Genomic DNA, 24,805 nt, shown 5'->3' on the forward strand with positions numbered 1-24,805 from the left:
CGCGAATGGTCTTCTCCAGCCCGACTTTCCTCTTCCTGTTCCTGCCCCTCACGATGCTGGGGTATCACCTGCTCCCCGTGCGCGGACGATCGCGCAACTGGTGGCTGCTCGCCATGAGCATCGTCTTCTACTACTGGGGAGCGGGCAGCGCGATCGGCGCGATCCTCTGGGTGTCGATCTTCAGTTTCGGCGCGGCCTGGGCGATGTGGCGCTACGCGCGTCGGCGTCATGCGACCGGCCGTGCCCCTCTGGCACGCGTGCCGCTGGCCGTGGCCCTGGCGATCGTGCTGGTCCCGCTCGTGCTGTTCAAGTACCTCCCGCAGCTGGCCATCCAGGGGGTTCCGGGGGCCGTCCACATCGCCGCGCTGACGGGGGCGGAATCCTGGATCCTCCCCCTCGGCGTCTCTTTCTTCACGTTCCACGGGATCTCCTACGTCATCGACTCGTACCGGAACGGTGCCCCTCTGACCCGGTCGTTTCCGGCATACCTCCTCTACCTCTTCGTCTTCCCGCACCAGATCGCCGGACCGATCGTGCGATATGCGGAGATCAAGGACGAGGTGGAATCCTCGCGGACGATCACCGCGAGTCGCTTCGGCTACGGGGCGACCAGGTTCGCCTGGGGGCTCGCGAAGAAGGTGCTCATCGCGGACAGCGCCGGTCAACTCGCGAACGCCATGTTCGACAGCGCCGCGTTCTCCGGCCAGCTCTCGATGCCCACCGCGTGGATCGGGGCCGTCGCCTACGCCGTCCAGATCTACTTCGACTTCAGCGGATACTCCGACATGGCCATCGGATTGGCCGCGATGTTCGGCTTCCACTTCCCGGAGAACTTCCGCAGCCCGTACACGTCGCACTCCGTGAGCGAGTTCTGGCGGCGCTGGCACATCACCCTCACCCGATGGTTCCGCGATTACGTGTACATCCCGATGGGCGGAAACCGCAAGGGCCGACTGGTCGAGTACGGCGCGCTGCTGACGGTGTTCACGCTGACGTCCATCTGGCACGGGGCGCTGGCCGGGTTCCTGGTGTGGGGCGGGCTGCAGGCCGCGGCGATGCTGTTCGAACGGGCGACGGGGCTGCGCGATTCCCGACGATTCCTGGTCGCACGCCGCATCCTCACGGCGTTCTTCGTGATCCTCGCCTGGGTGCCCTTCCGGACGACCGAACTCGATGCGACGGGGCGGATCTGGAGAGCCATGTTCACCGGCCCGACGGACTTCATCGCGCCTCAGCTCATCACGGCGATCACGCCGTTCACGCTGGCGGCGCTGCTCATCGGCCTCCTCGCGTTCTTCACCACCTCGAAGAACACCGCGTTCGAGATCCTCTTCCGTCCTTCGCTGCGCGATCAGACCGTCTCCGCGGTGCGCGGATGGGTCATCGCCGCTCCGCTGTTCGTGGTGACCATCGCGATGGTGCTCCTGAGCGATTTCAGCCCGTTCCTCTACTTCCAGTTCTAAGGAGAGCCCCATGCTCACGACCTGGCTGCGACGCAGGGCCGTACCCGTCGCCGCGGTGGGCGGAAGCCTGCTGCTTCTCTCCCTGTGGCTGGTTCCCGGCGACGTCGCCGAGAGCCAGAACCGCGCCGAGGTCGAGTTCCCGGCCGTCTCGCCCCAGGCGCTCACCGAGGCGGAGACGTTCGCGCACGTCGATCGCGCTCTGAGAGATCGACTCGGCGCTCAGGTGCCGGTCGTCCACGTCGCCGGCGCGGTATCGAACGACGTCGGGATGAGCCCGAACAGCACGACCTGGCTCGGTGAGGGGCGCGAACCCTTCTTCGCTGTCGACTTCATCTATCCGTGCCGAGGGAATCCGGCGCGGATCGACGCGGTGCATCAGCAGCTCCAGGACGACACCGCCGCCGTGCAGGGCAACGGCGCCTACATCGTCTACACCGTGGCGCCGGACAAGTCGTCGATCCGGGACGAAGAGCTCGGAGTGCTGCGCGACTCCCTCCTGAACTGCTCCGACCGCGTCCGCTCGGCCTTCGCCGGCTGGGGCGAGGCTCAGGACTTCCCGCTGATCACGCTCTGGGACCGTCTCGAGCACGCCGACTCGTCGAGACAGGGGCGCGACGACGGCGCGTACTACTTCGGTGACAGCCACTGGAACGCCGATGGCGCCGCCGTGTGGACGAGGGCGTTGCTGGAGAGGCTTGTCGACGACGGCGTGGTGTCCAGCTCGGTGCTGTCCGACCTCGACGAGACCAGCACGGCTCCGGGGGAGGTCGTGATCCCGGACCTCTTCCGCAACATGGGGCTGACTGAGACCGTGGAGCGCGTCGAGAAGCTCTACGACCGTCCGGGAGTGACGACGACGACCGACACCGTGGTGAACTCCGCGGGGACGACGCTCACGCACAAGTCGTCCACATCCGCGGAGGCGGAACTCGTCCCGGGCAAGACCCTGATTCTGGGGGATTCCTTCCTGCGCACCCACGCCGCCACGCAGCTCGCTCCGTTCTTCGCCGACGTCACCTTCGGCTCGCTGGCCGACTACGAGGATGTCGCGGACTACGACAACGTCATCGTGGAGCGCGTGCAGCGCAACGCCGTGGAGCCGGGATGGCCCGACTTCGCCGGAGTGATCGGCTGACTCCGGCGAGGCGATGCCCCGGGACGCTGCTCAGCGGCGTGTCAGGTGCCCCCCGGTAGGATCACAGCGTGACCCCTACGTCTCGACGAGCAGCGCGTGAAGCTGCGCAGAAGCAGCAAGCCGATCGCGACGCCGCGGTGCGTGACACGCACGCCGGAGAGAAGAAGCCGCGACGACGGGGCGCGCGCATCGCCTGGCTCATCGTGGCGATCGTCGTCATCGTGCTGCTGGGCCTCGCCTGCTGGGTGGCCTTCAAGGCCCTCGCCGTGAAGAACGGGCTCGAGGAGAGCCAGCAGCTCATCGGCGAGCTGCAGAACGGTGCCGACCCCAAAGAGACCGTCCAGAAGATCTCCGAGCCGGCGAGGAGCGCCGCAGCGGCGGCGTCGGATCCGGTGTGGGCCGCAGTGGAGTGGGTGCCCGTCGCCGGCGAGAACCTGCGGGGCGTTCGTCTCGCGGCCCAATCGGTCGACGTGCTGATCAACGACATCGCCATGCCGGTCCTCTCTGCCGACGCGGCCAGCGGGTCGCTCATCACCCAGATCCTCGACGTCGCGAAGGGGCAGGCGCCTCGGATCGGTCAGCTCGCCGACGAGATCGCCGAGGTGCAGAAGTCGACGGCTCTGGTCGGACCGGTGCGCAGCGGAGTTGACCAGGTGGCCGAGGTCATGGACGGGGTGGCGCCCGCCGTCGACCTGCTTCCCACTCTCCTCGGTGCAGACGGTCCGCGTAATTATCTGCTCGTCTTCCAGAACAATGCGGAGTCGCTCGCGTTGGGAGGCAGTGCCGCCTCGCAGACCCTGATCCATGTGGACAACGGCGCGATCACGATGGGGGCGCAGGGCAGCAGTCTCAGCTACCAGAACGGCGTGGCCGTCGACGTCCCCGTCGACCAGAGCGCCATCGATCTCTACTCCAGCTTCCTGGTCGATCACGTGAACACGAGCATGAGTCGGCCCGACTTCCCGACCGCCGCGAAGATCATGCGCGCGTGGTGGCAGCGGGACATCGGCGCCGACCAGATCGACGGCGTGATCTCCATCGACCCGCTCGCCCTCTCCCGGATCCTGGTCGCCACAGGACCGATCGAGCTCGTGACCGGCGACACCCTGTCGTCGGAGAACGCCGTGTCCCTCCTCCTCAACGAGGTGTACAAGCGCTGGGACAGCTACAAGTACCCGGAACTGGTCGACGGCTTCTTCGCGGCGGCCGCAGGCGCCGTCTTCGACAGGGTCGCTTCGGGGCAGTTCGACCTCAAGAACATGGCGACCGCGCTGACCGAGAGCGCCGCGCAGGGGAGCATCCTCGTCTGGAGCGAAGACCCGAAGGTGGAGGAGGCGATCCGCGGCGAGCGAGTCAGCGGCGTGCTTCCGACCGAGAACGACGAGGAGACCACCCTCGGGGTCTACTTCAACAACAGCAACGGATCGAAGATCGACTACTACACCCGCACGGCCATCACCGTGGCCGAGACGTGCGAGGCGGATTCGACGACCTTCTCGGTGAACGCCGCGCTCGCGCTGCCGATCACTCAGGAGGAGGCCGACGCGCTGCCGCGGTACATCCAGAGCATGACCTTCGGGACGACCTTCCGAGACTGGATCTACATCTACGGCCCGCCGGGGACGACGGTGTCGAACGTGGAGGTGAACGGTGAGCGCATCGACATCCTGTCGCACGGGATCGACGACCTCGGCCGGCCGACCGCGCGATTCGAGGCGTGGTTCACGCCGGGCCAGCGGGTGGACGTGACCGCGGCCTTCACGGGCTCGGGGAACTTCGGGCCCGTCGCGGTGCAGACGAACCCGATGATCAACTCCGTCGAGCCGGGAATCACCGATTCCTGCAACTGATATGCCGATGTTCCCGAAGTCACAGTGACTGGAGTAAACTGACTGCCGATTCAGTGAATTCGCTGAGAGGTCAGCGGTTCGCGCCGGAGGGACAGGGTGGTCGACATAGCTGTGGATGCGGTACCGAAGCAGTCGAAGGGCCGAACGTCGTCGGACTCTCGGCAGCAGCCGCACAAGCGCAGACGTGGCGAGTGGCCCCGTCGATACGCCAGCCGGCTCTTCTACAGCGATGTGCTGGTCCTGGCCCTCACCCTCGTCTCCGCCTGGCTCCTCTCGCGCCCGAGCATGACCGTGGCCGTGTCCTGGCCGAACGGACCCCGGATCAGCTACGTCATCGTTCTCGCGATCATCGGAGCGGCCTGGCTCGTAGGGCTCGACGCGATCGACACGCGAGATCACCACATCGTGGGCCACGGCATCCTCGAGTACCGCCGCATCGCCGACGCGACCATCGCGGTCTTCGCCTTCACCGTCGCGGTCGCCTTCTTCCTCGGCATGGAGATCTCGCGGCTACTGCTCGCGCTGATCTTCCCGGTCGGTCTCGTCCTCCTCCTCGCCTCTCGGTGGATCTGGCGGCAGTGGCTCCGCAGACGACAGCGCAAAGACGAGTACACCCATCGCGCCGTCATCATCGGGGAGCGGAGCAAGGTCAAGCACGTCGCGCAGCAGATCCGGCGCAGCAAGGACAGCGGGTACACGATCGTCGGCGTCATCACCGACGGCGTCCCCTCCGAGGGCATGCCTCAACTCGAGGTTCTCGGCGACATCCGCAGCGCCGACAAGGCGCTCGATGCGGCGAACATCGATGCACTCATCATCGTGGGATCCGACGACATGGATCCGGAGACGATGCGCCGGCTCGGCTACGCGGTCGCCGACCGGGACATCCAGATGATCATGGCGCCTGCGCTCACCGACGTCGCCGGCCCACGACTGCACTCGCGTCCCGTCGCGGGCCTGCCGCTCGTGCACGTGGACTTCCCGCGCATGGAGGGCGCCCACCGCTTCCTCAAGAGGGTGTTCGATCTCGTGGGCTCCGTGCTCCTGCTCGCGCTGTTCTCGCCGGTCTTCCTCGTCACGGCGATCGCGATCAAGATCGACGGCCCCGGTCGGATCTTCTACCACCAGGAACGCATCGGTCGCGGCGGCAGGACCTTCGGCATGCGCAAGTTCCGCTCGATGGTCGCCAACGCGGACGACCAGCTGGCCAGCCTTCTCGACCTGCAGGGTTCGAGCGAGACCCCGCTGTTCAAAGTGGCCGACGACCCGCGCATCACGAAGATCGGGCGATTCCTGCGCAAGCACTCCATCGACGAGCTCCCGCAGCTGATCAACGTGTTCCGTGGCGAGATGAGCCTCGTCGGGCCCCGTCCGCAGCGTGCTGCGGAGGTCGCTCTGTACGACGACATCGCCCTGCGCCGTCTCGCGGTCAAGCCGGGTATGAGCGGTCTCTGGCAGGTGAGCGGTCGCTCCACGCTGTCGTGGGAGGAGACGATCCGTCTCGACCTCTATTACGTCGAGAACTGGTCGCTCACGCAGGATGTCGTGATCCTCTTCCGCACGATCCGTGCGGTCGTCGCTCCCGGCGCCAGCGCCCACTGACGGAGATTCCGAACGAATCCCGGCGACTGACCGGGTGCTAACGTCGTGCGAGCCATCGCCCTGGGTACATTCAAGATCATGAGATCCCCCCTTGCGACGCGTCTCGCTGCGAGTGCTCTGGCCATCGTCGTGCTCGGAGGAGCCGCGGGGTGCGCTGCGGACCCCGGTGCATCGAACCCCGTTCCCACGTCGACGGCCACGTCGGCTCCCGATCCGACGCCGACCACCGAGGCGCCGACGGCTGAGCCCACTCCGGAGCCGACCGCGTCGCCCGCTCCGGAGTACGGAGCCTTCACCTTCGAGCAGCTCGCGCAGATCTGCATCGATGCGACCGTCTCCAGCTACGCTCCCGACGTCGTCTTCGACACCCCGAACACCCGCATCGAGCAGCGGATCGTCACTCCGGAATGGCTCGTCATCGTGCCCGCCGCGACGATGGGCTACCAGGGCCAGTCCGTCTGCACGATCGGCGGAACACCTGCCGAGCATCAGCTCGAGCTCGGCTCCGGATCCATCGAGCAGCTGCCCGAAGAGCAGATCCAGAACCTGATCCGCGGCGAGAACGAGGGGGGCGATCGCTAGTGTGCGAGCCGGGGGACTCCGAGCCCTCGACGCCGCACGTCGCTCAGCCGTTCTTCTCGCGCCGAGCGATGCTGATCGGAGCCGGGGCGGCACTCGGTGCGGCAGCGATCGGGTGGGACTTCGTCTCGCCCTCCCTCTCCGCGACGGCAGCGGGCACCTATGCGCGGCCGTGCGGCGATGTCCGGATCTCCAGCACCTGGCAGGACCACAGGAACCGCAATCCGCCGTCGGGCGAGCCCGGCACCGACTACGCCGTCCCGATCGGCACGCCGGTGCGTGCAGCCGCGAACGGGGTCATCGTCGATCGCAAGGACACGACCACCACGGCGACAGGCAGATATCTCGCTCTGCGCGCCGACGACGGCAACTACATCCGCTATCTGCACCTGCGCTCCAGTGCGGTCCTTCCCGGGACGCGGGTCGTCCGCGGACAGATCATCGCGGAGTCCGGAGCCTCCGGGTTCGGCAGCGAAGGCGGCTACGGATCCCACGTCCACGTCTCCCTGTGGATCGGCGGCACGCCGCTCCAGCTGGGATTCACCAACTCAGTCGACTTCGAGAACTACGTCCAACCGGAGGATCCTGTGCCCACCCACCAATCCACGACCTACGCCTGGAACGGCATCCTCCCTCTCGCGACCTGGACGCCCATCCCCGTCTCCGCGAACTTCTTCTCTCTGGCGGAGAGCAGTTCCCTGGCGAAGGAGACCGGAGACCTCAACATCTACATCCATGCCGCCGGGGTGACGAAGGGATTCCAGATCCGTGTGATCGCGGAGTCGCTCAACGGATCCGGCGCCGTCGTGGACACCGCGGTCCAGCCGCCTCTCGAGATCCCCGCGACCGCGGACACCGGGCCGAACACGCCCACCTTCGGTGTGTACACCCTTCCGTACTTCCTCTCGGGGCGACTGCGTCTGTACTCGCAGATCCGCGCGCTCAACGCGGGCATCAAGGTGCAGCGGGTGACGGTCAAGAAGAACTACTGGCTCTCGTAGCCCGGATCGCCGAACGCCTTCCACCGCGCACCCGTTCCGTGCAGAATGTACGTGCGTCGGGCATCCGACGCAGGTGATCTCACACAAGGGGGCCCGCAATGGGTATCGAAGACACGGTCAACAAGGGCAAGGACCTGTACGAGCAGAACAAGGACAAGATCGCCGAGGCGGTCAAGAGCGAGCAGGCGGAGGACGTCAGCGACAAGGTCCTCGACGGCGTCGCCGACTTCGCCAAGAAGATCGCGCCGGGCGCGGCCGACAAGATCGACGAGATCCGCGACGCCGCCGACAAGGCCGTCGGCAACGAGTAGCGCTCTCGAGTACACGAGCGGCGGCTCCCCTCCGGGGGAGCCGCCGCTCCTCTGTATCGGGGACCAAGTATTCCGCGTGGTGGTATCGCGTTTCACTGCGTCGTGAGGTTAGACTGAATCTCGATCGCCTGGGGAACTTGCGATCAGGGATGTCGAAGGGGTTCGACATTCCGATTTCACGCGGTTGACCGCGTCAAACTGGGGATAGCGATTTTGGGGATCATCGTGCGACGTGCGCACTCTGTGCGCTCTGACGTCATCCCGCCTGCGCGGCGGTCTCATCGCCGCGCCCTCGGTCGAGGATTCCGACGTCCCTTCACGTCGGCGTCCTCGCGTTCGGTGTGCCCCCTCGCACTGAACGCCCTCCCCAAGCGGGGCGAGGCATGGGGATGCCTCGCCCCGCTCTCCTCAGCGCGCTGAGGAGGCCGTCGGCGGCGTCGATCAGAGGCGCCGGACCGGCGGCTGGGCGCGCGCTCAGGAGATGCACAGCGACCGCGACACGCCCGGGTTTGCACAAGTGAAATCGGCCGTGGCAGAATAGACAGGTTCGACATTCCGGCGCGCTCAGCGTGTACCGGATCACCATCACGGCAGTGCATAGGCGGCGCGGAAGCGCAGGGACCTAGGCCGCGGGTGGCAGGACGGCCCCGACACTCACTCCACGACGGCTCCGCCGTGTGCGGCGGGTGGGGCACATCCGCTCGCTGCGAGGCGTGCGGGATGACAGCAGAACAGTGGTGCAGCAGATCGGTTCGTGAGGGTCGTTCGAGTGCCGAGGCGCGAACAGCGCCGACGTGCGTCCAATGCCCCAGGGTCATCCGGCCCAGGACGGTAAGACGCTTAAAGAGAGTGAGCAGACAATGGCGGGACAGAAAATCCGCATTCGCCTGAAGTCGTATGACCACGAGGTCATCGACTCGTCGGCACGCAAGATCGTCGACACCGTGACCCGTGCGGGCGCGACCGTCGTCGGCCCCGTGCCGCTTCCGACCGAGAAGAACGTCGTGTGCGTCATCCGGTCGCCCCACAAGTACAAGGACAGCCGCGAGCACTTCGAGATGCGCACCCACAAGCGTCTGATCGACATCGTCGACCCGACGCCCAAGGCCGTCGACTCGCTGATGCGTCTCGACCTGCCCGCCGATGTCAACATCGAGATCAAGCTCTGAGGTCCGCCATGGTTGACATCAACTCCAAGATTTCCAAGGGCATGCTGGGCACGAAGCTCGGTATGACCCAGGTGTGGAACGAGAACGGCAAGCTCGTTCCCGTCACCGTCATCGAGCTCGCCGCGAACGTGGTCACCCAGATCCGTACCCCCGAGAAGGACGGCTACAACGCCGTGCAGATCGCCTACGGTCAGATCGACCCGCGCAAGGTGAACAAGCCCCTGACCGCCCACTTCGAGGCTGCAGGCGTCACGCCTCGCCGTCACGTCACCGAGATCCGCACCGCGGATGCCGCTGACTACTCGCTGGGCCAGGAGCTCACCGTCGACGGAACCTTCGAAGCAGGCCAGCTCGTCGACGTCGTCGGCACGAGCAAGGGCAAGGGCTTCGCCGGTGTCATGAAGCGTCACAACTTCAAGGGCGTCTCGGCGTCGCACGGTTCGCACCGCAACCACCGCAAGCCCGGCTCGATCGGCGCATCGTCGACCCCGAGCCGCGTCTTCAAGGGAATGCGCATGGCCGGCCGTATGGGTGGCGAGCGCGTGACCGTCCTCAACCTCACGGTGCACGCCGTCGACATCGAGAAGGGTCTGCTGCTCGTCAAGGGCGCCGTCCCCGGTGCTCGTGGCCGCATCGTCTACGTCCGCAACGCAGTGAAGGGTGCCTGATCATGGCTGACTCCACTCTCGCGCTTGACGTCCTCAAGGCAGACGGCAAGAAGGCTGGCTCGATCGAGCTTCCCGCCGAACTGTTCGACGCCAAGACGAACATCCCGCTCATCCACCAGGTCGTCGTCGCGCAGCTCGCGGCGGCTCGCCAGGGAACCCACTCGACCAAGCGTCGTGGTGAGGTCTCGGGTGCCGGCCGCAAGCCCTTCAAGCAGAAGGGCACGGGTAACGCTCGTCAGGGCTCCATCCGCGCGCCGCACATGACCGGTGGTGGAATCGTGCACGGCCCCAAGCCGCGCGACTACTCTCAGCGCACCCCCAAGAAGATGATCGCCGCCGCCCTCCGTGGCGCACTGAGCGATCGCTTCCGCGGGGACCGCATCCACGCCATCGAGTCCTTCGGCATCGACGGCACTCCTTCGACCAAGACCGCGGTGAACTTCCTCACCAACGTCGTCTCGTCGAAGAACGTGCTCGTCGTGATCGAGCGAAACGATGACGTGACGCTGAAGAGCATCCGCAACCTGTCGAACCTGCACGTGCTGACGTTCGACCAGCTCAACGCCTACGACGTGCTCGTCTCCGACGACATCGTCTTCACCCAGGCCGCGCTCGAGGGCTTCATCGCCTCGAAGTCCGGCGCCAACCAGGAGGTCTCCGCATGAGCGAGCAGGCATCTGTTCTCCAGACGGCCCTGAACAAGGACCCGCGCGACATCATCCTGAAGCCGGTCGTGTCCGAGAAGAGCTACGGGCTCATCGACGAGGGTAAGTACACCTTCCTCGTCGACCCCCGCGCTTCGAAGACCGAGATCAAGCTCGCCATCGAGAAGATCTTCGGCGTCAAGGTCGCAGGGGTCAACACCCTCAACCGCGTCGGCAAGGCACGCCGCACCCGCTTCGGCACGGGCAAGCGCAAGGACACCAAGCGCGCCATCGTGACCCTGAAGTCGGGCACCATCGACATCTTCACGGCAATCGGCTGATCCGGGGGATAAGGACAATCATGGCTATTCGCAAGTACAAGCCCACGACCCCGGGCCGTCGCGGCTCGTCGGTGGCTGACTTCGCCGAGATCACTCGATCGACGCCGGAGAAGTCGCTGCTGCGCCCGCTCTCGAAGACCGGTGGTCGCAACAACCAGGGACGTATCACGACCCGTCACATCGGTGGTGGCCACAAGCGCCAGTACCGCGTCATCGACTTCCGTCGCAATGACAAGGACGGCGTGGACGCCAAGGTCGCTCACATCGAGTACGACCCCAACCGCACGGCACGCATCGCGCTGCTGCACTACTTCGACGGCGAGAAGCGCTACATCCTCGCGCCGGCGAAGCTGAAGCAGGGCGACGTCATCGAGTCGGGTGCAGGTGCCGACATCAAGCCGGGCAACAACCTCCCGCTGAAGAACATCCCGACGGGTACCGTCATCCACGCGATCGAGCTCCGTCCCGGTGGCGGCGCGAAGATGGCACGTTCGGCCGGTGCATCCGTCCGTCTCGTCGCCAAGGATGGCAACTTCGCCCAGCTGCGTCTGCCCTCGGGCGAGATCCGCAACGTCGATGCGCGCTGCCGCGCGACCATCGGCGAGGTCGGCAACGCCGAGCAGTCGAACATCAACTGGGGTAAGGCCGGCCGCATGCGCTGGAAGGGCGTCCGCCCGACCGTCCGTGGTGTCGCGATGAACCCGGTCGACCACCCGCACGGTGGTGGTGAGGGCAAGACGTCCGGTGGACGTCACCCCGTCTCCCCGTGGGGCCAGGCTGAGGGTCGCACCCGTCATGCCAACAAGGAAAGCGACAAGTACATCGTGCGTCGTCGTAACGCCGGCAAGAAGCGTAAGTAGGAGTAAGAGAAGATGCCTCGCAGTCTTAAGAAGGGCCCCTTCGTCGACGATCACCTGCTTCGCAAGGTGGTCGTGCAGAACGAAGCCGGCACCAAGAACGTCATCAAGACCTGGTCTCGCCGGTCCATGATCATCCCGGCCATGCTGGGTCACACGATCGCGGTCCACGACGGTCGCAAGCACATCCCCGTGTTTGTCTCCGAGACCATGGTCGGTCACAAGCTGGGCGAGTTCGCGCCCACCCGCACCTTCCGCGGCCACGAGAAGGACGACAAGAAGGGACGGCGTCGCTGATGGTCGAATCGATCGCACGCGTGCGACACATCCGTGTGACCCCTCAGAAGGCTCGTCGTGTCGTCGCGCTCATCAAGGGCAAGCAGGCTCAGGAGGCTCTCGCCATCCTGAAGTTCGCGCAGCAGAGCGCCAGTGAGCCGATCTACAAGCTTGTCGCGTCGGCCATGGCCAACGCGCAGGTGAAGGCGGATCGCGACGGAGAGTTCCTCGACGAGCAGGACCTGTACGTGGCTAACGCGTACGTCGACGAGGGCACGACGCTCAAGCGTTTCCAGCCCCGTGCACAGGGTCGCGCTTTCCAGATCAAGAAGCGCACGAGCCACATCACGGTCGTGCTCTCGACGCCCGAGGCGGCTCCGGCCGTCAAGGGCGACAGCAACAAGAAGGCGAGCAAGTAATGGGACAGAAGGTAAACCCGTACGGCTTCCGTCTCGGTATCACCACGGACCACGTGTCGCGCTGGTTCTCGGACTCGACGAAGGCCGGTCAGCGTTACGCCGACTACGTCGCCGAGGACATCAAGATCCGCAACCTGCTGAAGACGCAGCTCGACCGCGCCGGTGTCTCGAACATCGAGATCGAGCGCACCCGTGACCGCGTCCGCGTCGACATCCACACCGCCCGTCCGGGCATCGTGATCGGTCGTCGTGGAGCCGAGGCCGAGCGCATCCGTGGCGACCTCGAGAAGCTCTCGGGCAAGCAGATCCAGCTGAACATCCTCGAGGTCAAGAACCCCGAGGCCGATGCTCAGCTCGTCGCACAGGGCATCGCCGAGCAGCTCTCTGCTCGTGTGGCGTTCCGTCGTGCGATGCGCAAGGGTCTCCAGGGCGCGCAGCGCGCTGGCGCCAAGGGCATCCGCATCCAGGTCTCCGGCCGTCTCGGCGGCGCCGAGATGAGCCGTTCGGAGTTCTACCGCGAGGGTCGTGTGCCGCTGCACACGCTGCGCGCGAACATCGACTATGGCTTCTACGAGGCCAAGACCACCTTCGGCCGCATCGGCGTGAAGGTCTGGATCTACAAGGGCGACCTGACGGCGAAGGAGCTCGCTCGCGAGCAGGCCAACGCTCCCAAGGCTCGTCGTGATGACCGTGGTGGCGACCGTCGTCGTGCACCGCGCAACGAGGCACCCGTCGCAGAAGGAGCGTCTGCCTGATGCTTATTCCCCGCAAGGTCAAGTTCCGTAAGCAGCACCACCCCGGCCGCAGTGGCCAGGCGACCGGTGGCACGAAGGTCTCCTTCGGCGAGTACGGCATCCAGGCGCTCACGCCTGCCTACGTGACGAACCGTCAGATCGAGTCCGCTCGTATCGCGGTCACGCGTCACATCAAGCGTGGCGGCAAGGTGTGGATCAACATCTACCCCGACCGTCCCCTCACGAAGAAGCCTGCCGAGACCCGAATGGGTTCCGGTAAGGGTTCGCCGGAGTGGTGGGTCGCCAACGTCAAGCCGGGTCGCGTCCTCTTCGAGGTCGCCGGTGTGAGCGAGGAACTCGCTCGCGAGGCACTGACCCGTGCAATTCACAAGCTGCCGTTGAAGGCACGCATCATCAAGCGCGAGGAGGGCGACGCGTAATGGCGATCGGCACCAAGGAGCTCGCTCCGGCAGAGCTCGACACGTTCGAAGACCAGCGCCTCGTCGAGGAGCTGCGTAAGGCCAAGGAGGAGCTGTTCAACCTCCGTTTCCAGTCGGCCACCGGCCAGCTGGAGAGCCACGGCCGCATCCGCGCGGTCAAGCGCGACATCGCGCGCCTGTACACCGTGATCCGCGAACGCGAGCTGGGCATCCGTGCGACGCCCGCTCCGGTCGAGGCTCCGGCCAAGAAGGCGACCAAGTCGAAGGCGAAGAAGGCGGACTCCGCCGACGACGCCGTGAAGGAAGAGGCTGAGTGATGGCCACCAAGAAGGAAGCGACTGTGGAGACGCAGGCCGCAGGGCACGAGTCGGCTGCACACGACGTGCGCGACTCCGCGGCTCGCGGTTACCGCAAGACCCGTCGCGGCTACGTCGTCAGCGACAAGATGGACAAGACCATCGTGGTCGAGGTCGAGGACCGCGTGAAGCACCCGCTTTACGGCAAGGTCATCCGCCGCACCTCGAAGGTCAAGGCGCACGATGAGGCGAACTCCGCCGGCATCGGCGACCTCGTCCTGATCAACGAGACCCGCCCGCTGAGCGCCACGAAGCGCTGGCGTCTGGTGGAGATTCTGGAGAAGGCCAAGTGATCCAGCAGGAATCGCGCCTCAAGGTCGCCGACAACACCGGCGCCAAGGAGCTGCTCACGATTCGCGTGCTCGGCGGCTCGAAGCGTCGTTACGCCGGTCTCGGCGACACGATCGTCGCGACCGTCAAGGACGCGATCCCGGGCGGAAACGTCAAGAAGGGCGATGTGGTCAAGGCCGTCATCGTCCGCACGGTCAAGTCCACGCGCCGTCCCGACGGCTCGTACATCAAGTTCGACGAGAACGCCGCCGTCATCCTGAAGAACGACGGGGAGCCTCGCGGCACCCGTATCTTCGGACCGGTCGGTCGCGAGCTTCGTGACAAGAAGTTCATGAAGATCGTCTCGCTGGCGCCGGAGGTTATTTAAGTCATGGCGAAGATCAAGAAGGGTGACCTGGTTCAGGTCATCACCGGAGCGACGCAGGAGCGTGGCGGAGATCGCGGCAAGCAGGGCAAGGTCCTCGAGATCCTGTCCGACAAGAACCGCGTCATCGTCGAAGGCGTGAACTACGTCACCAAGCACACGCGCGTCGGACAGACGCAGCGTGGCACCAAGACGGGCGGTCTCGAGACTGTCGAGGCGTCCATCCACATCTCGAACGTCGCACTCGTCGACCCTTCGACCAAGAAGCCGACCAAGGTCGGCCACCGGGTCGAGGAGCAGACCAAGGACGGCGTCAAGCGCACCGTCCGCGTGCGGTACGCGAAGAAGTCAGGTAAGGACCTCTGATGGCAACCACCGACGCTGCGGTGGCTGGCAAGATCCAGCCCCGCCTGAAGGCGAAGTACAACTCCGAGATCAAGAAGGCCCTGCAGGAGGAGTTCGGCTACGCGAACGTCATGCAGATCCCCGGACTGGTCAAGGTCGTCGTGAACACCGGTGTCGGCGAGGCAGCTCGCGACAGCAAGGTGATCGATGGCGCGGTCGAGGATCTCACCAAGATCACCGGCCAGAAGCCCATCGTGACCAAGGCTCGCAAGTCGATCGCGCAGTTCAAGCTGCGTGAGGGACAGGCGATCGGCGCGCACGTCACCCTCCGCGGTGACCGCGCGTGGGAGTTCATCGACCGTCTCGTCTCGCTCGCTCTGCCCCGCATCCGCGACTTCCGCGGTCTCTCGGGCAAGCAGTTCGACGGCAACGGCAACTACACCTTCGGTCTCCAGGAGCAGAGCGTGTTCCACGAGATCGATCAGGACAAGATCGACCGGGTTCGCGGTTTCGACATCACCGTCGTCACCACCGCGAAGACGGACGATGAAGGTCGCGCGCTTCTGCGTCACCTCGGCTTCCCCTTCCGCACGGAAGACGCCAAGGCGTAAGCAGGTTTCGGGCGGGGCGCACAGCGCCCCGCCCGATCCCGTACAATTGAAGATTGCGTGTCATCGCAGGCCGTCTGTCGTGTAACAGCAGCCGGAACCTCATGAACAAAGGAAAACAACAATGACAATGACAGACCCGGTCGCAGATCTGCTGACCCGTCTGCGCAACGCGAACTCGGCGCATCACGATTCCGTGACCCTGCCGTCGAGCAAGCTCAAGACGCACATCGCCGAGATCCTCCAGCAGGAGGGCTACATCGCCGGATGGGAGACGACTGACGCACGCGTCGGCTCGAACCTCACCCTCCAGCTGAAGTACGGCCCCAACCGCGAGCGGTCGATCGCGGGCATCAAGCGCGTGTCGAAGCCCGGCCTCCGCGTGTACGCGAAGTCCACCGAGCTGCCCCGTGTCCTCGGCGGCCTCGGCGTGGCCATCCTGTCCACCTCCTCCGGTCTTCTCACCGACCGTCAGGCAGAGCAGAAGGGCGTGGGCGGAGAAGTTCTCGCCTACGTGTGGTAATCGAAAATGTCGCGTATTGGACGACTTCCCATCGACGTTCCCGCGGGCGTGACCATCTCGGTCGACGGCCGTGAGGTCGCGGTGAAGGGCCCCAAGGGTGAGCTCACCCTGACGGTCGCCAAGCCCATCGAGGTCGCGGTCGAGGAGAACCAGGTTCTGGTCTCCCGTCCCGACGACGAGCGCGAGTCGCGGTCGCTTCACGGCCTGACCCGCACGCTCATCAACAACAACATCATCGGCGTGACCCAGGGCTACACCAAGGGTCTCGAGGTCGTCGGAACCGGTTACCGCGTGGCGCAGAAGGGCAGCTCGGTCGAGTTCGCCCTCGGCTTCTCGCACCCGGTCCTCATCGACCCGCCCGCCGGCATCACGCTCACGGTCGAGGGCAACAACAAGCTCACCGTCAGCGGAATCGACAAGCAGGCTGTCGGCGAGGCAGCTGCGAACATCCGCAAGATCCGCAAGCCCGAGCCGTACAAGGGCAAGGGCGTGCGCTACGCCGGCGAGATCGTGCGTCGCAAGGCCGGAAAGAGTGGTAAGTAACCATGGCTCTCAAGTCAAAGTCTGACGCCCGCGCGCGTCGTCACGCCCGCCTTCGCAAGAAGGTCGTCGGCACCGAGGTGCGTCCGCGCCTCGTCGTCAACCGTTCGGCTCGCCACGTCTTCGTGCAGCTTGTCGACGACAGCAAGGGTCACACCGTCGCGTCGGCTTCGACGCTCGAGACCGACCTGCGCTCGCTCGAGGGTGACAAGACCGCCAAGGCCCGCAAGGTCGGCGAGCTTCTCGCCGAGCGCGCGAAGGCCGCTGGCGTTTCCGAGGCAGTGTTCGACCGTGGCGGCAACCGCTACGCCGGTCGTGTCGCCGCCATCGCCGACGGCGCCCGCGAAGGGGGTCTGGCACTGTGAGTGACAACAAGGAGAACGAAGTGACCGAAACGGCTGCTGCCGCTCCCGAGACGGCTCCTGTCGTCTCTGAGACGGCCGCCGGCACGACCCAGGCCGAGCCTGCCCGCGAGGGCCGCCGCGGTGGCGGTCGCGATCGCAACCAGGGTGGCGGTCGTGACCGCAACTCGCGCGACCGCGGCGACAACCAGTTCCTGGAGCGCGTCGTCACCATCAACCGCGTCTCGAAGGTCGTGAAGGGTGGTCGTCGCTTCAGCTTCACCGCTCTCGTGGTCGTCGGCGACGGCAACGGCCTGGTCGGCGTCGGCTACGGCAAGGCTCGTGAGGTCCCTCTGGCCATCCAGAAGGGCATCGAAGAGGCCAAGCGCAACTTCTTCCGCGTTCCGCGCGTCGGAAGCACCATCCCGCACCCCGTGCAGGGTGAGGCCGCAGCAGGCGTCGTCCTGCTCCGTCCGGCCGCTGCCGGTACCGGTGTCATCGCCGGTGGTCCGGTCCGCGCCGTGCTCGAGTGCGCCGGTATCCACGACGTGCTGTCGAAGTCGCTCGGTTCGTCGAACACGATCAACATCGTGCACGCCACGGTGACGGCCCTGAAGCAGCTCGAGGAGCCCCGTGCGGTCGCCGCACGTCGTGGCCTCGAGTTCGACCAGGTCGCACCCGCGCGTCTCGTCCGTGCGGAGGCTGACGCCATCGCCGCACAGAAGGTAGGTGCCTGATGGCTGCGCGCCTGAAGGTCACGCAGGTCAAGTCCAAGGTGAGCGAGAAGCAGAACCAGCGTGACACGCTGCGCAGCCTCGGTCTGAAGCGCATCGGTGACAGCACCGTGCGCCCCGACGACGCGCAGACGCGCGGTTACGTCAAGACCGTCGCCCACCTCGTCAAGGTTGAGGAGATCGACTAATGGCTGAGAAGAACGAAGCCGAAGGCGCCGAGAAGGCCCCGAAGAAGGCTGCCGCTCCCAAGGCCGCAGCCGCCAAGAAGCCCGCAGCCAAGAAGGCACCGGCCAAGGCGTCCGACGCCAAGGCCGACGCCGTCTCGAAGCCGGCTGCCAAGAAGGCTGCGCCGAAGAAGGATGCTCCGGCATCCCGCCCCGGCGTGCTGAAGGTCCACCACCTGCGTCCGGTCCCCGGATCCAACACCGCGAAGACCCGTGTCGGTCGCGGTGAGGGCTCCAAGGGTAAGACGGCGGGTCGCGGTACCAAGGGCACCAAGGCTCGCAACACCGTTCGCGTCGGCTTCGAGGGTGGGCAGATGCCTCTGCACATGCGCACCCCGAAGCTGCGCGGGTTCAAGAACCCGTTCCGCGTGGAGTACCAGGTCGTGAACCTGGAGAAGCTCGCGGAGCTGTACCCCTCCGGTGGCGATGTCACCATCAGCGACCTGGTCGCCAAGGGTGCCGTTCGCAAGAACGAGAAGGTCAAGGTTCTCGGAGACGGCGACATCGCCGTCAAGCTCACCGTCGCGGTCGACAAGGTCTCGGGTTCTGCCGAGCAGAAGATCGTGGCAGCAGGCGGATCCGTCAAGTAACCACTTCATAAGAGGGGTCGGAGATTCTCCGGCCCCTCTTATGGGTTAGCCTGTTCTTTCAGCCGTCCCTCAGGGACGGCAACCTTTTCAGGAGGAACGTCCTTGTTTAGCGCCATCGCGCGGATCTTCCGCACGCCCGACCTGCGTCGGAAGATCGGTTTCACCCTCGCCATCGTCGCCATCTACCGACTTGGCTCGAATGTCCCTGCTCCGTTCGTGAACTTCCCGAACGTCGAGGAGTGCCTCGCGCAGAACTCGGGCACCGAAGGACTCCTCGGGCTGGTCAACCTCTTCTCCGGCGGGGCGCTCCTCCAGCTGTCGATCTTCGCGCTCGGCGTCATGCCGTACATCACCGCGACGATCATCACGCAGCTCCTCCGGGTCGTCATCCCTCACTTCGAGGCACTGCACAAAGAAGGCCAGGCCGGCCAGGCCCGCCTGACGCAGTACACGCGGTACCTCACCATCGCCCTCGCGCTGCTGCAGTCCACGACCCTCGTCACCGTCGCCCGCAGCGGACAGCTGTTCGGCACCACCGACGTCGCCGCCTGCCAGAACCTGCTCACCAACGACGTGTGGTGGGCGCAGCTGCTCATCATCATGGCGATGACGGCCGGTACCGGGCTCATCATGTGGTTCGCGGAGCTCGTCACCGAGCGCGGCATCGGCAACGGCATGTCCCTGCTGATCTTCACCTCGATCGCCGCGACCTTCCCCGGGGCCATGTGGCTCATCTGGGAGAGCAAGGGCTTCGAGGTCTTCCTTCTGGTGCTCCTGGTCGGAATCATCGTGATGGCGCTGGTCGTGTTCGTCGAGCAGTCGCAGCGGCGCATCCCCGTGCAGTACGCGAAGCGCATGGTCGGACGCCGCACCTACGGCGGCACCAACACGTACATCCCGATCAAGGTCAACATGGCCGGTGTGATCCCCGTGATCTTCGCCTCGTCGCTGCTGTACATCCCGGCGCTCATCGCCCAGTTCAACACCCCGCAGGACGGCTCGGAGCCGGCCGCGTGGGTCACCTGGATCAGCGCCAACTTCACCACGGGAAACCACCCGGTGTACATGGCCGCGTACTTCCTGCTGATCATCGGATTCACGTACTTCTACGTCGCGATCACCTTCAACCCCGTCGAGGTCGCCGACAACATGAAGAAGTACGGCGGGTTCATCCCCGGTATCCGCGCAGGTCGTCCGACCGCCGAGTACCTCGACTACGTGCTCACGCGCATCACGCTGCCCGGCTCGATCTACCTCGGTCTGATCGCGCTGATCCCGCTCATCGCCCTCGCCACCGTCGGCGCCAACCAGAACTTCCCGTTCGGTGGCGCATCGATCCTCATCATCGTGGGTGTCGGTCTTGAGACGGTCAAGCAGATCGATGCGCAGCTGCAGCAGCGTCACTACGAAGGGCTCCTCCGATGACGGCATCCGCTCGTCTCCTGATCGTCGGCCCCCAGGGGTCCGGCAAGGGCACGCAGGGCGTGCGCATCGCCGAGTCGTACGGGATCCCGGTCGTCTCGACCGGAGACATCTTCCGCGCGAACATCAAGGAGGGGACGCCGCTGGGCCAGCAGGTCACGGCGGTCCTCGACAAGGGCGACCTGGTTCCCGACGAGCTCACCAGCGAGATCGTGCGCGATCGTCTCTCTCAGGATGACGCGGCCGACGGCTTCCTCCTCGACGGGTATCCGCGCAACAGTGCGCAGGTCGCGCACCTCGACGCGTTCCTCGCCGGACGCGGCGAGTCGCTCGACGCGGTGATCCTGCTCGACGTGTCGCGCGACGAGAGCATCCAGCGACTCAAGCTCCGCGCGGCGGAGCAGGGCCGTTCGGACGACACCGACGAGGCGATCGCCCACCGTCTCGACATCTACGAGCACGAGACGGCGCCGATCCTCGAGGTCTACGGCCCCCGCGGCATCGTCGACCGGATCGACGGCATCGGATCCCTCGACGAGATCACCGAGCGCATCTTCGCCGCGCTGGCTGCGCGCGGTCTCCGCCTCGCGGCCTGATCGCCTGCGATGTTCCGCAAGTCGATCTACAAGAACGCCGCGCAGCTGCGCGCGATGGTCGAACCCGGCCTCATCACGGCGGCGGCACTCGACGCCGTGCGCCCGCTGATCCGGCCGGGTGTCACCACGCTCGAGCTCGACGCCGAGGCGAACCGGGTGATCCTCGCCCGCGGTGCGGAGTCGAACTTCCAGCTCGTGCGCGGCTACCGGCACACGACCTGCATCTCCGTGAACGACGAGGTCGTGCACGGCATCCCCGGCGAGCGGATCCTGCAGGCGGGCGACATCGTCTCGATCGACTGCGGAGCGCAGTACCAGGGCTGGAACGGCGACAGCGCGATCACGGTCGTCGTCCCCGATGACAGCCGTCCCGAGCTGGTCGCTCAGCGTCTCGAGCTGTCCCGGGTCACCGAGGGCTCGATGTGGGCCGGTATCGCCGCGATGGCGTCCGCTTCGCATCTGGGCGACATCGGCGCCGCGATCCAGGGATTCATCGAGGCACAGGGGCCGTCAGCGGTCTCCGGCGAGACCTACGGGATACTCCGCGAGTACGTCGGGCACGGCATCGGCCGCAAGATGCATGAAGCGCCGAGCGTCTTCAACTACCGCACGCCGGATCCCGGCGCAGAGGTCAAGCCGGGACTGGTGCTCGCGATCGAGCCGATGGTCACTGCGGGCAGCGACGAGACGTTCGTCGAGGACGACGACTGGACCGTGTCGACCGTCGACGGCACCGATGGCTCGCACTGGGAGCACAGCGTCGCGCTGCATGACGGGGGCATCTGGGTGCTCACCGCCGCAGACGGGGGAGCGGCGGGACTCGCCGCCTTCGGCGTGACGCCCACTCCCATCCCCTGACACCCGGTACTGCGGCCTGAGCGATGATCGTCGTGCAGAGCATCATCACAACGCGCGCATAGGTTTCTCCGGGCACAATGGGTGTATGGGTGCGCATGCACCCGAGGATTTCAGGCCGAGCCCGCAGCGGGCGGGCCTCGACAGAAACGGAAGATCCATGGCAGCTGCGAAGAGCAACACCAACTGGTTCGTGATCGGCGTCTCGGCGGCAGTGGTGGTCGTGCTGGCCGTCCTCGCCCTCGTCGTGGTGAACCTCAACAACCAGGCGACCGCGCCGGGGCCGACCCCCGAGGCCAACGACACCTTCAATTCCGACACGGGCGCCATCTCCTTCGGAGACGGCAAGGACACCGTGTCGGTCTTCGTGGACTTCCAGTGCCCCATCTGCAAGACCTTCGAAGATCAGTACGGCGCGGCTCTCGAAGAAGCGGCTGCTGATGGCCGAATCACTCTCGAGTACCACCCGATCGCGATCCTCGACCGCTACTCGCAGGGCACGGAGTACTCATCGCGTTCGGCAGGCGCCGCCGTGTGCGTTGCGGAGTCGAACCCGGAGCTCTACCTCGACTACGCCAAGACTCTCTTCGACAATCAGCCGGCTGAGAACTCCGCGGGGTTGACCACGCAGCAGCTCGCCGACTACGCCACGCAGGTAGGGGCGGACAAGGCCGCATCGTGCATCACGGACGAGACCTACCGCAAGTTCGGCGTCTCCCAGGCCAAGAGCAATGAGATCTCGGGAACCCCGACGGTGATGGTGAACGACAAGCGTCTGAACCTCCAAGACCCGACCGACTTCAAGACGTTCACCGATCTGGTCAGCTGACCGTCGGTCGGAAGTCGAGGCGAAGGCGCATCCATTTGCCGGATGCGCCTTCATCGGATAACATAGATCCTTGGTGCTTTGCGCCTTGATTCGGCGTGTCTGAATCGGCGCGAGAACCGCAATCCAACCACCCACCGCAGATCGACCGGTCTGCAGAAGCGTCAGCGAGGCTATGGCTAAGAAAGACGGTGTCATCGAGATCGAGGGCGTGATCTCCGAGGCTCTTCCCAACGCGATGTTCCGCGTTGAACTGAGCAACGGACACAAGGTCCTGGCAACGATCTCGGGCAAGATGCGGCAGAACTACATCCGTATCATCCCCGAGGACCGCGTGGTCGTGGAGCTCAGCCCCTACGACCTCACCCGCGGCCGTATCGTCTACCGCTACCGCTGATCGGTCGAGAAGTAACGGCCTGCCCCAGCTCGGGGCGGTACGAAGACAGCGAACAGGAAACATCATGAAGGTCAACCCCAGCGTCAAGCCGATCTGCGATCACTGCAAGGTGATCCGTCGTCACGGCCGCGTCATGGTGATCTGCAAGAGCAACCCGCGCCACAAGCAGCGCCAGGGCTGACCCTCGTCGGCATCGCCGACAGGGATCTTCGGATCGACTCACAACTCAACACACACCGGCAGGATCAGATCCTCCGTCAGGCTCAGGAGCCGGCGGAGGGGACACCTCGGGGCAGAGGCCCGAGCACCGATCCTGCTCCACACCTCTAAGAAACCCAGGAGAACCGCATGGCACGTCTTGCCGGCGTTGACATCCCGCGCGACAAGCGCGTGGTGATCGCCCTTACCTACATCTACGGCGTCGGCCGTACCCGCTCGGTCGAGATCCTCAAGGCGACGGACATCGATGAGAGCATCCGCGTGAAGGACCTCAGCGACGACCAGCTGATCGCCCTCCGCGACCACATCGAAGGAACCTACAAGGTGGAGGGTGACCTGCGCCGCGAGGTCGCCGCAGACATCCGCCGCAAGGTCGAGATCGGCTCCTACGAGGGCATCCGCCACCGTCGTGGCCTCCCGGTCCGTGGTCAGCGCACCAAGACCAACGCCCGTACCCGCAAGGGCCCGAAGCGCACCGTCGCAGGCAAGAAGAAGGCCCGCTAAGCGCGGCCCCAGGGACTAGGAGAACACTTTCATGGCTGCACCCAAGGCCGCCGCGCGCAAGCCGCGCCGCAAGGAAAAGAAGAACATCGCACTGGGCCACGCCCACATCAAGTCGACGTTCAACAACACGATCGTCTCGATCACCGACCCGTCCGGAGCTGTCATCAGCTGGGCATCGTCGGGTGGCGTGGGCTTCAAGGGCTCGCGCAAGTCGACCCCCTACGCCGCAGGAATGGCTGCCGAGTCGGCCGCCCGCCAGGCGCAGGAGCACGGCGTCAAGAAGGTCGACGTCTTCGTCAAGGGACCGGGCTCGGGTCGCGAGACCGCGATCCGTTCGCTGACGGCCGCCGGCCTCGAGGTCGGTTCGATCCAGGACGTCACCCCGCAGGCGCACAACGGTTGCCGCCCGCCGAAGCGTCGCCGCGTCTGATCCGGCTCGTCGAGCCGCCCGCGCCTTCGGGCCCGGGCGGCTCGACGCCCGCCCCGCGGGCATCGACTCACACAACTCAAGACCTCACCCCACCACATGTCATATAGCGGTCATGTGATCGAAAGGAACACAGAGTGCTTATTGCACAGCGTCCGACACTCACCGAGGAAAAGATCGTCGAGAACCGGAGCCGGTTCATCATCGAGCCCCTGGAGCCCGGCTTCGGATACACGATCGGCAACGCGCTGCGTCGCAGCCTGCTGTCGTCGATCCCCGGCGCCGCGGTCACCAGCGTTCGCATCGACGGCGTGCTGCACGAGTTCAGCACCATCCCCGGCGTGAAGGAGGATGTCACCGAGATCATCCTCAACATCAAGCAGCTCGTCGTCTCCTCGGAGCGCGACGAGCCCATCACCGCGTACCTGCGCAAGACCGGTTCGGGCGAAGTCACCGCCGCCGACATCTCGGCTCCGGCCGGTGTCGAGATCCAGAACCCCGAGCTCGTCATCGCGACTCTCAACGAGACCGCGAAGTTCGAGCTCGAGCTCACGATCGAGCGTGGACGTGGCTACGTCTCCGCGACGCAGAACCGCAACGAGTACGCCGAGGCCGGTCAGATCCCGATCGACTCGATCTACTCGCCGGTGCTCAAGGTCAGCTACCGCGTCGACGCCACCCGTGCGGGTGAGCGCACCGACTTCGACAAGCTCGTCCTCGACGTCGAGACCAAGTCCGCCATCAGCCCCCGCGACGCCGTCGCGTCGGCTGCGAAGACGCTCACCGAGCTGTTCGGTCTCGCTCGCGAGCTGAACGTCGAGGCAGAGGGAATCGAGATCGGCCCGGCACCGGTGGAGGCAGTGAACTCCAGCGAGCTGTCGATGCCGATCGAGGACCTCGACCTCTCGGTCCGCTCGTACAACTGCCTGAAGCGTGAAGGCATCAACACTGTTTCCGAGCTCGTCGCCCTCTCGGAGACGCAGCTCATGAACATCCGCAATTTCGGCCAGAAGTCGGTCGACGAGGTGCGCGACAAGCTCATCTCGCTCGGTCTGTCGCTCAAGGATTCGGTGCCCGGTTTCGACGGCGCCCACTTCTACGGCGGCAGCGAAGACGAGTCCTTCTGATACCCGACCCTTCTGACCAGGAGTTAG

The 24,805-nt window shown here is 65.6% G+C and carries 36 protein-coding genes; all 36 read left to right on the forward strand.

What is annotated here, in order from left to right:
* The first annotated feature begins 5 nt into the window (after window positions 1–5).
* The 36 genes from FQ142_RS05190 (at window position 6) to FQ142_RS05360 (ending at window position 24,778) form a co-directional block, all read left to right on the forward strand.
* Window positions 6–1,463 (forward strand): MBOAT family O-acyltransferase, encoded by a 1,458-nt coding sequence (locus FQ142_RS05190; protein ID WP_149422500.1) that lies wholly within the window; start codon window positions 6–8, stop codon window positions 1,461–1,463.
* 10 nt (window positions 1,464–1,473) lie between these two features.
* Window positions 1,474–2,598 carry a hypothetical protein gene (locus FQ142_RS05195; protein WP_149422501.1) on the forward strand — a complete coding sequence of 375 codons (1,125 nt, stop codon included), beginning with the start codon at window positions 1,474–1,476 and terminating at the stop codon, window positions 2,596–2,598.
* A gap of 68 nt (window positions 2,599–2,666) precedes the next feature.
* Entirely contained in the window at window positions 2,667–4,448 is a 1,782-nt protein-coding gene (locus FQ142_RS05200; protein ID WP_149422502.1) for a DUF4012 domain-containing protein, read from the forward strand.
* A gap of 96 nt (window positions 4,449–4,544) precedes the next feature.
* A complete protein-coding gene (locus tag FQ142_RS05205) occupies window positions 4,545–6,050 on the forward strand; it encodes a sugar transferase (RefSeq protein WP_253384141.1) in 1,506 nt (501 codons plus the stop codon).
* Window positions 6,051–6,128: 78 nt separating this feature from the next.
* Window positions 6,129–6,632 (forward strand): hypothetical protein, encoded by a 504-nt coding sequence (locus FQ142_RS17430; protein ID WP_188042315.1) that lies wholly within the window; start codon window positions 6,129–6,131, stop codon window positions 6,630–6,632.
* Window positions 6,632–7,630 (forward strand): M23 family metallopeptidase, encoded by a 999-nt coding sequence (locus FQ142_RS05210; protein ID WP_188042316.1) that lies wholly within the window; start codon window positions 6,632–6,634, stop codon window positions 7,628–7,630. Before FQ142_RS17430 ends, FQ142_RS05210 begins: the two co-directional genes overlap by 1 nt.
* Window positions 7,631–7,728: 98 nt before the next feature.
* On the forward strand, window positions 7,729–7,941 hold the full coding sequence (locus FQ142_RS05215) for a hypothetical protein (RefSeq protein WP_149422504.1): 213 nt from the start codon (window positions 7,729–7,731) through the stop codon (window positions 7,939–7,941).
* A gap of 860 nt (window positions 7,942–8,801) precedes the next feature.
* Entirely contained in the window at window positions 8,802–9,110 is a 309-nt protein-coding gene (gene rpsJ, locus FQ142_RS05220) for a 30S ribosomal protein S10 (protein WP_030147986.1), read from the forward strand.
* Window positions 9,111–9,118: 8 nt separating this feature from the next.
* The gene (gene rplC / locus FQ142_RS05225; protein WP_045253844.1) at window positions 9,119–9,778 is read left to right on the forward strand and encodes a 50S ribosomal protein L3; all 660 of its coding nucleotides are present in this window, start codon (window positions 9,119–9,121) and stop codon (window positions 9,776–9,778) included.
* 2 nt (window positions 9,779–9,780) lie between these two features.
* Window positions 9,781–10,443: a 50S ribosomal protein L4 gene (gene rplD / locus FQ142_RS05230; protein ID WP_045253843.1), complete on the forward strand. Its 663-nt coding sequence runs from the start codon at window positions 9,781–9,783 to the stop codon at window positions 10,441–10,443.
* A complete protein-coding gene (rplW, locus tag FQ142_RS05235) occupies window positions 10,440–10,763 on the forward strand; it encodes a 50S ribosomal protein L23 (RefSeq protein WP_017829206.1) in 324 nt (107 codons plus the stop codon). Before rplD ends, rplW begins: the two co-directional genes overlap by 4 nt.
* Window positions 10,764–10,783: 20 nt before the next feature.
* On the forward strand, window positions 10,784–11,623 hold the full coding sequence (gene rplB, locus FQ142_RS05240; protein ID WP_045253842.1) for a 50S ribosomal protein L2: 840 nt from the start codon (window positions 10,784–10,786) through the stop codon (window positions 11,621–11,623).
* Window positions 11,624–11,635: 12 nt separating this feature from the next.
* A complete protein-coding gene (rpsS, locus tag FQ142_RS05245) occupies window positions 11,636–11,917 on the forward strand; it encodes a 30S ribosomal protein S19 (RefSeq protein WP_017829205.1) in 282 nt (93 codons plus the stop codon).
* A complete protein-coding gene (gene rplV / locus FQ142_RS05250) occupies window positions 11,917–12,315 on the forward strand; it encodes a 50S ribosomal protein L22 (RefSeq protein ID WP_149422505.1) in 399 nt (132 codons plus the stop codon). Before rpsS ends, rplV begins: the two co-directional genes overlap by 1 nt.
* Complete coding sequence (gene rpsC, locus FQ142_RS05255) at window positions 12,315–13,070, forward strand: 30S ribosomal protein S3 (RefSeq protein WP_149422506.1); 756 nt, start codon at window positions 12,315–12,317, stop codon at window positions 13,068–13,070. Before rplV ends, rpsC begins: the two co-directional genes overlap by 1 nt.
* On the forward strand, window positions 13,070–13,489 hold the full coding sequence (gene rplP / locus FQ142_RS05260; RefSeq protein WP_045253840.1) for a 50S ribosomal protein L16: 420 nt from the start codon (window positions 13,070–13,072) through the stop codon (window positions 13,487–13,489). Before rpsC ends, rplP begins: the two co-directional genes overlap by 1 nt.
* Complete coding sequence (gene rpmC / locus FQ142_RS05265; protein ID WP_017829202.1) at window positions 13,489–13,806, forward strand: 50S ribosomal protein L29; 318 nt, start codon at window positions 13,489–13,491, stop codon at window positions 13,804–13,806. Before rplP ends, rpmC begins: the two co-directional genes overlap by 1 nt.
* A complete protein-coding gene (rpsQ, locus tag FQ142_RS05270) occupies window positions 13,806–14,138 on the forward strand; it encodes a 30S ribosomal protein S17 (RefSeq protein ID WP_052677685.1) in 333 nt (110 codons plus the stop codon). The genes rpmC and rpsQ overlap by 1 nt, the downstream gene beginning before the upstream one ends.
* On the forward strand, window positions 14,135–14,503 hold the full coding sequence (gene rplN / locus FQ142_RS05275) for a 50S ribosomal protein L14 (RefSeq protein WP_050722502.1): 369 nt from the start codon (window positions 14,135–14,137) through the stop codon (window positions 14,501–14,503). Before rpsQ ends, rplN begins: the two co-directional genes overlap by 4 nt.
* A gap of 3 nt (window positions 14,504–14,506) precedes the next feature.
* Complete coding sequence (rplX, locus tag FQ142_RS05280) at window positions 14,507–14,866, forward strand: 50S ribosomal protein L24 (RefSeq protein WP_045253837.1); 360 nt, start codon at window positions 14,507–14,509, stop codon at window positions 14,864–14,866.
* Complete coding sequence (gene rplE, locus FQ142_RS05285) at window positions 14,866–15,456, forward strand: 50S ribosomal protein L5 (protein WP_045253836.1); 591 nt, start codon at window positions 14,866–14,868, stop codon at window positions 15,454–15,456. The genes rplX and rplE overlap by 1 nt, the downstream gene beginning before the upstream one ends.
* 121 nt (window positions 15,457–15,577) lie before the next feature.
* The gene (gene rpsH / locus FQ142_RS05290) at window positions 15,578–15,976 is read left to right on the forward strand and encodes a 30S ribosomal protein S8 (protein WP_045253835.1); all 399 of its coding nucleotides are present in this window, start codon (window positions 15,578–15,580) and stop codon (window positions 15,974–15,976) included.
* Between the two features lie 6 nt (window positions 15,977–15,982).
* Entirely contained in the window at window positions 15,983–16,519 is a 537-nt protein-coding gene (gene rplF / locus FQ142_RS05295; protein WP_045253834.1) for a 50S ribosomal protein L6, read from the forward strand.
* A 2-nt stretch (window positions 16,520–16,521) separates the two neighbouring features.
* Window positions 16,522–16,881, forward strand: coding sequence for a 50S ribosomal protein L18 (gene rplR, locus FQ142_RS05300; protein WP_029260926.1), 360 nt, complete (start codon window positions 16,522–16,524; stop codon window positions 16,879–16,881).
* Window positions 16,882–16,901: 20 nt separating this feature from the next.
* A complete protein-coding gene (gene rpsE / locus FQ142_RS05305) occupies window positions 16,902–17,594 on the forward strand; it encodes a 30S ribosomal protein S5 (RefSeq protein ID WP_279625477.1) in 693 nt (230 codons plus the stop codon).
* Window positions 17,594–17,779 carry a 50S ribosomal protein L30 gene (rpmD, locus tag FQ142_RS05310; RefSeq protein ID WP_042538783.1) on the forward strand — a complete coding sequence of 62 codons (186 nt, stop codon included), beginning with the start codon at window positions 17,594–17,596 and terminating at the stop codon, window positions 17,777–17,779. Before rpsE ends, rpmD begins: the two co-directional genes overlap by 1 nt.
* Entirely contained in the window at window positions 17,779–18,405 is a 627-nt protein-coding gene (rplO, locus tag FQ142_RS05315; protein WP_082539484.1) for a 50S ribosomal protein L15, read from the forward strand. Before rpmD ends, rplO begins: the two co-directional genes overlap by 1 nt.
* 102 nt (window positions 18,406–18,507) lie before the next feature.
* Window positions 18,508–19,830 (forward strand): preprotein translocase subunit SecY, encoded by a 1,323-nt coding sequence (gene secY / locus FQ142_RS05320; RefSeq protein ID WP_149422507.1) that lies wholly within the window; start codon window positions 18,508–18,510, stop codon window positions 19,828–19,830.
* Entirely contained in the window at window positions 19,827–20,423 is a 597-nt protein-coding gene (locus FQ142_RS05325) for an adenylate kinase (RefSeq protein WP_056420004.1), read from the forward strand. The genes secY and FQ142_RS05325 overlap by 4 nt, the downstream gene beginning before the upstream one ends.
* A 9-nt stretch (window positions 20,424–20,432) precedes the next feature.
* Entirely contained in the window at window positions 20,433–21,281 is an 849-nt protein-coding gene (map, locus tag FQ142_RS05330) for a type I methionyl aminopeptidase (protein WP_149422508.1), read from the forward strand.
* A 157-nt stretch (window positions 21,282–21,438) separates the two neighbouring features.
* A complete protein-coding gene (locus tag FQ142_RS05335; protein ID WP_149422509.1) occupies window positions 21,439–22,107 on the forward strand; it encodes a DsbA family protein in 669 nt (222 codons plus the stop codon).
* 172 nt (window positions 22,108–22,279) lie between these two features.
* Window positions 22,280–22,501: a translation initiation factor IF-1 gene (gene infA, locus FQ142_RS05340; RefSeq protein ID WP_017201569.1), complete on the forward strand. Its 222-nt coding sequence runs from the start codon at window positions 22,280–22,282 to the stop codon at window positions 22,499–22,501.
* 64 nt (window positions 22,502–22,565) lie between these two features.
* On the forward strand, window positions 22,566–22,682 hold the full coding sequence (gene rpmJ, locus FQ142_RS05345; RefSeq protein ID WP_005050492.1) for a 50S ribosomal protein L36: 117 nt from the start codon (window positions 22,566–22,568) through the stop codon (window positions 22,680–22,682).
* Window positions 22,683–22,849: 167 nt separating this feature from the next.
* A complete protein-coding gene (gene rpsM / locus FQ142_RS05350) occupies window positions 22,850–23,224 on the forward strand; it encodes a 30S ribosomal protein S13 (RefSeq protein ID WP_045253827.1) in 375 nt (124 codons plus the stop codon).
* A gap of 31 nt (window positions 23,225–23,255) precedes the next feature.
* A complete protein-coding gene (gene rpsK / locus FQ142_RS05355; RefSeq protein WP_045253826.1) occupies window positions 23,256–23,654 on the forward strand; it encodes a 30S ribosomal protein S11 in 399 nt (132 codons plus the stop codon).
* 134 nt (window positions 23,655–23,788) lie between these two features.
* Window positions 23,789–24,778: a DNA-directed RNA polymerase subunit alpha gene (locus tag FQ142_RS05360; protein ID WP_017829188.1), complete on the forward strand. Its 990-nt coding sequence runs from the start codon at window positions 23,789–23,791 to the stop codon at window positions 24,776–24,778.
* The last annotated feature ends 27 nt before the right edge of the window (window positions 24,779–24,805 follow it).

It is taken from the genome of Microbacterium sp. ANT_H45B (genome assembly GCF_008369345.1).
Lineage (GTDB): Bacteria > Actinomycetota > Actinomycetes > Actinomycetales > Microbacteriaceae > Microbacterium.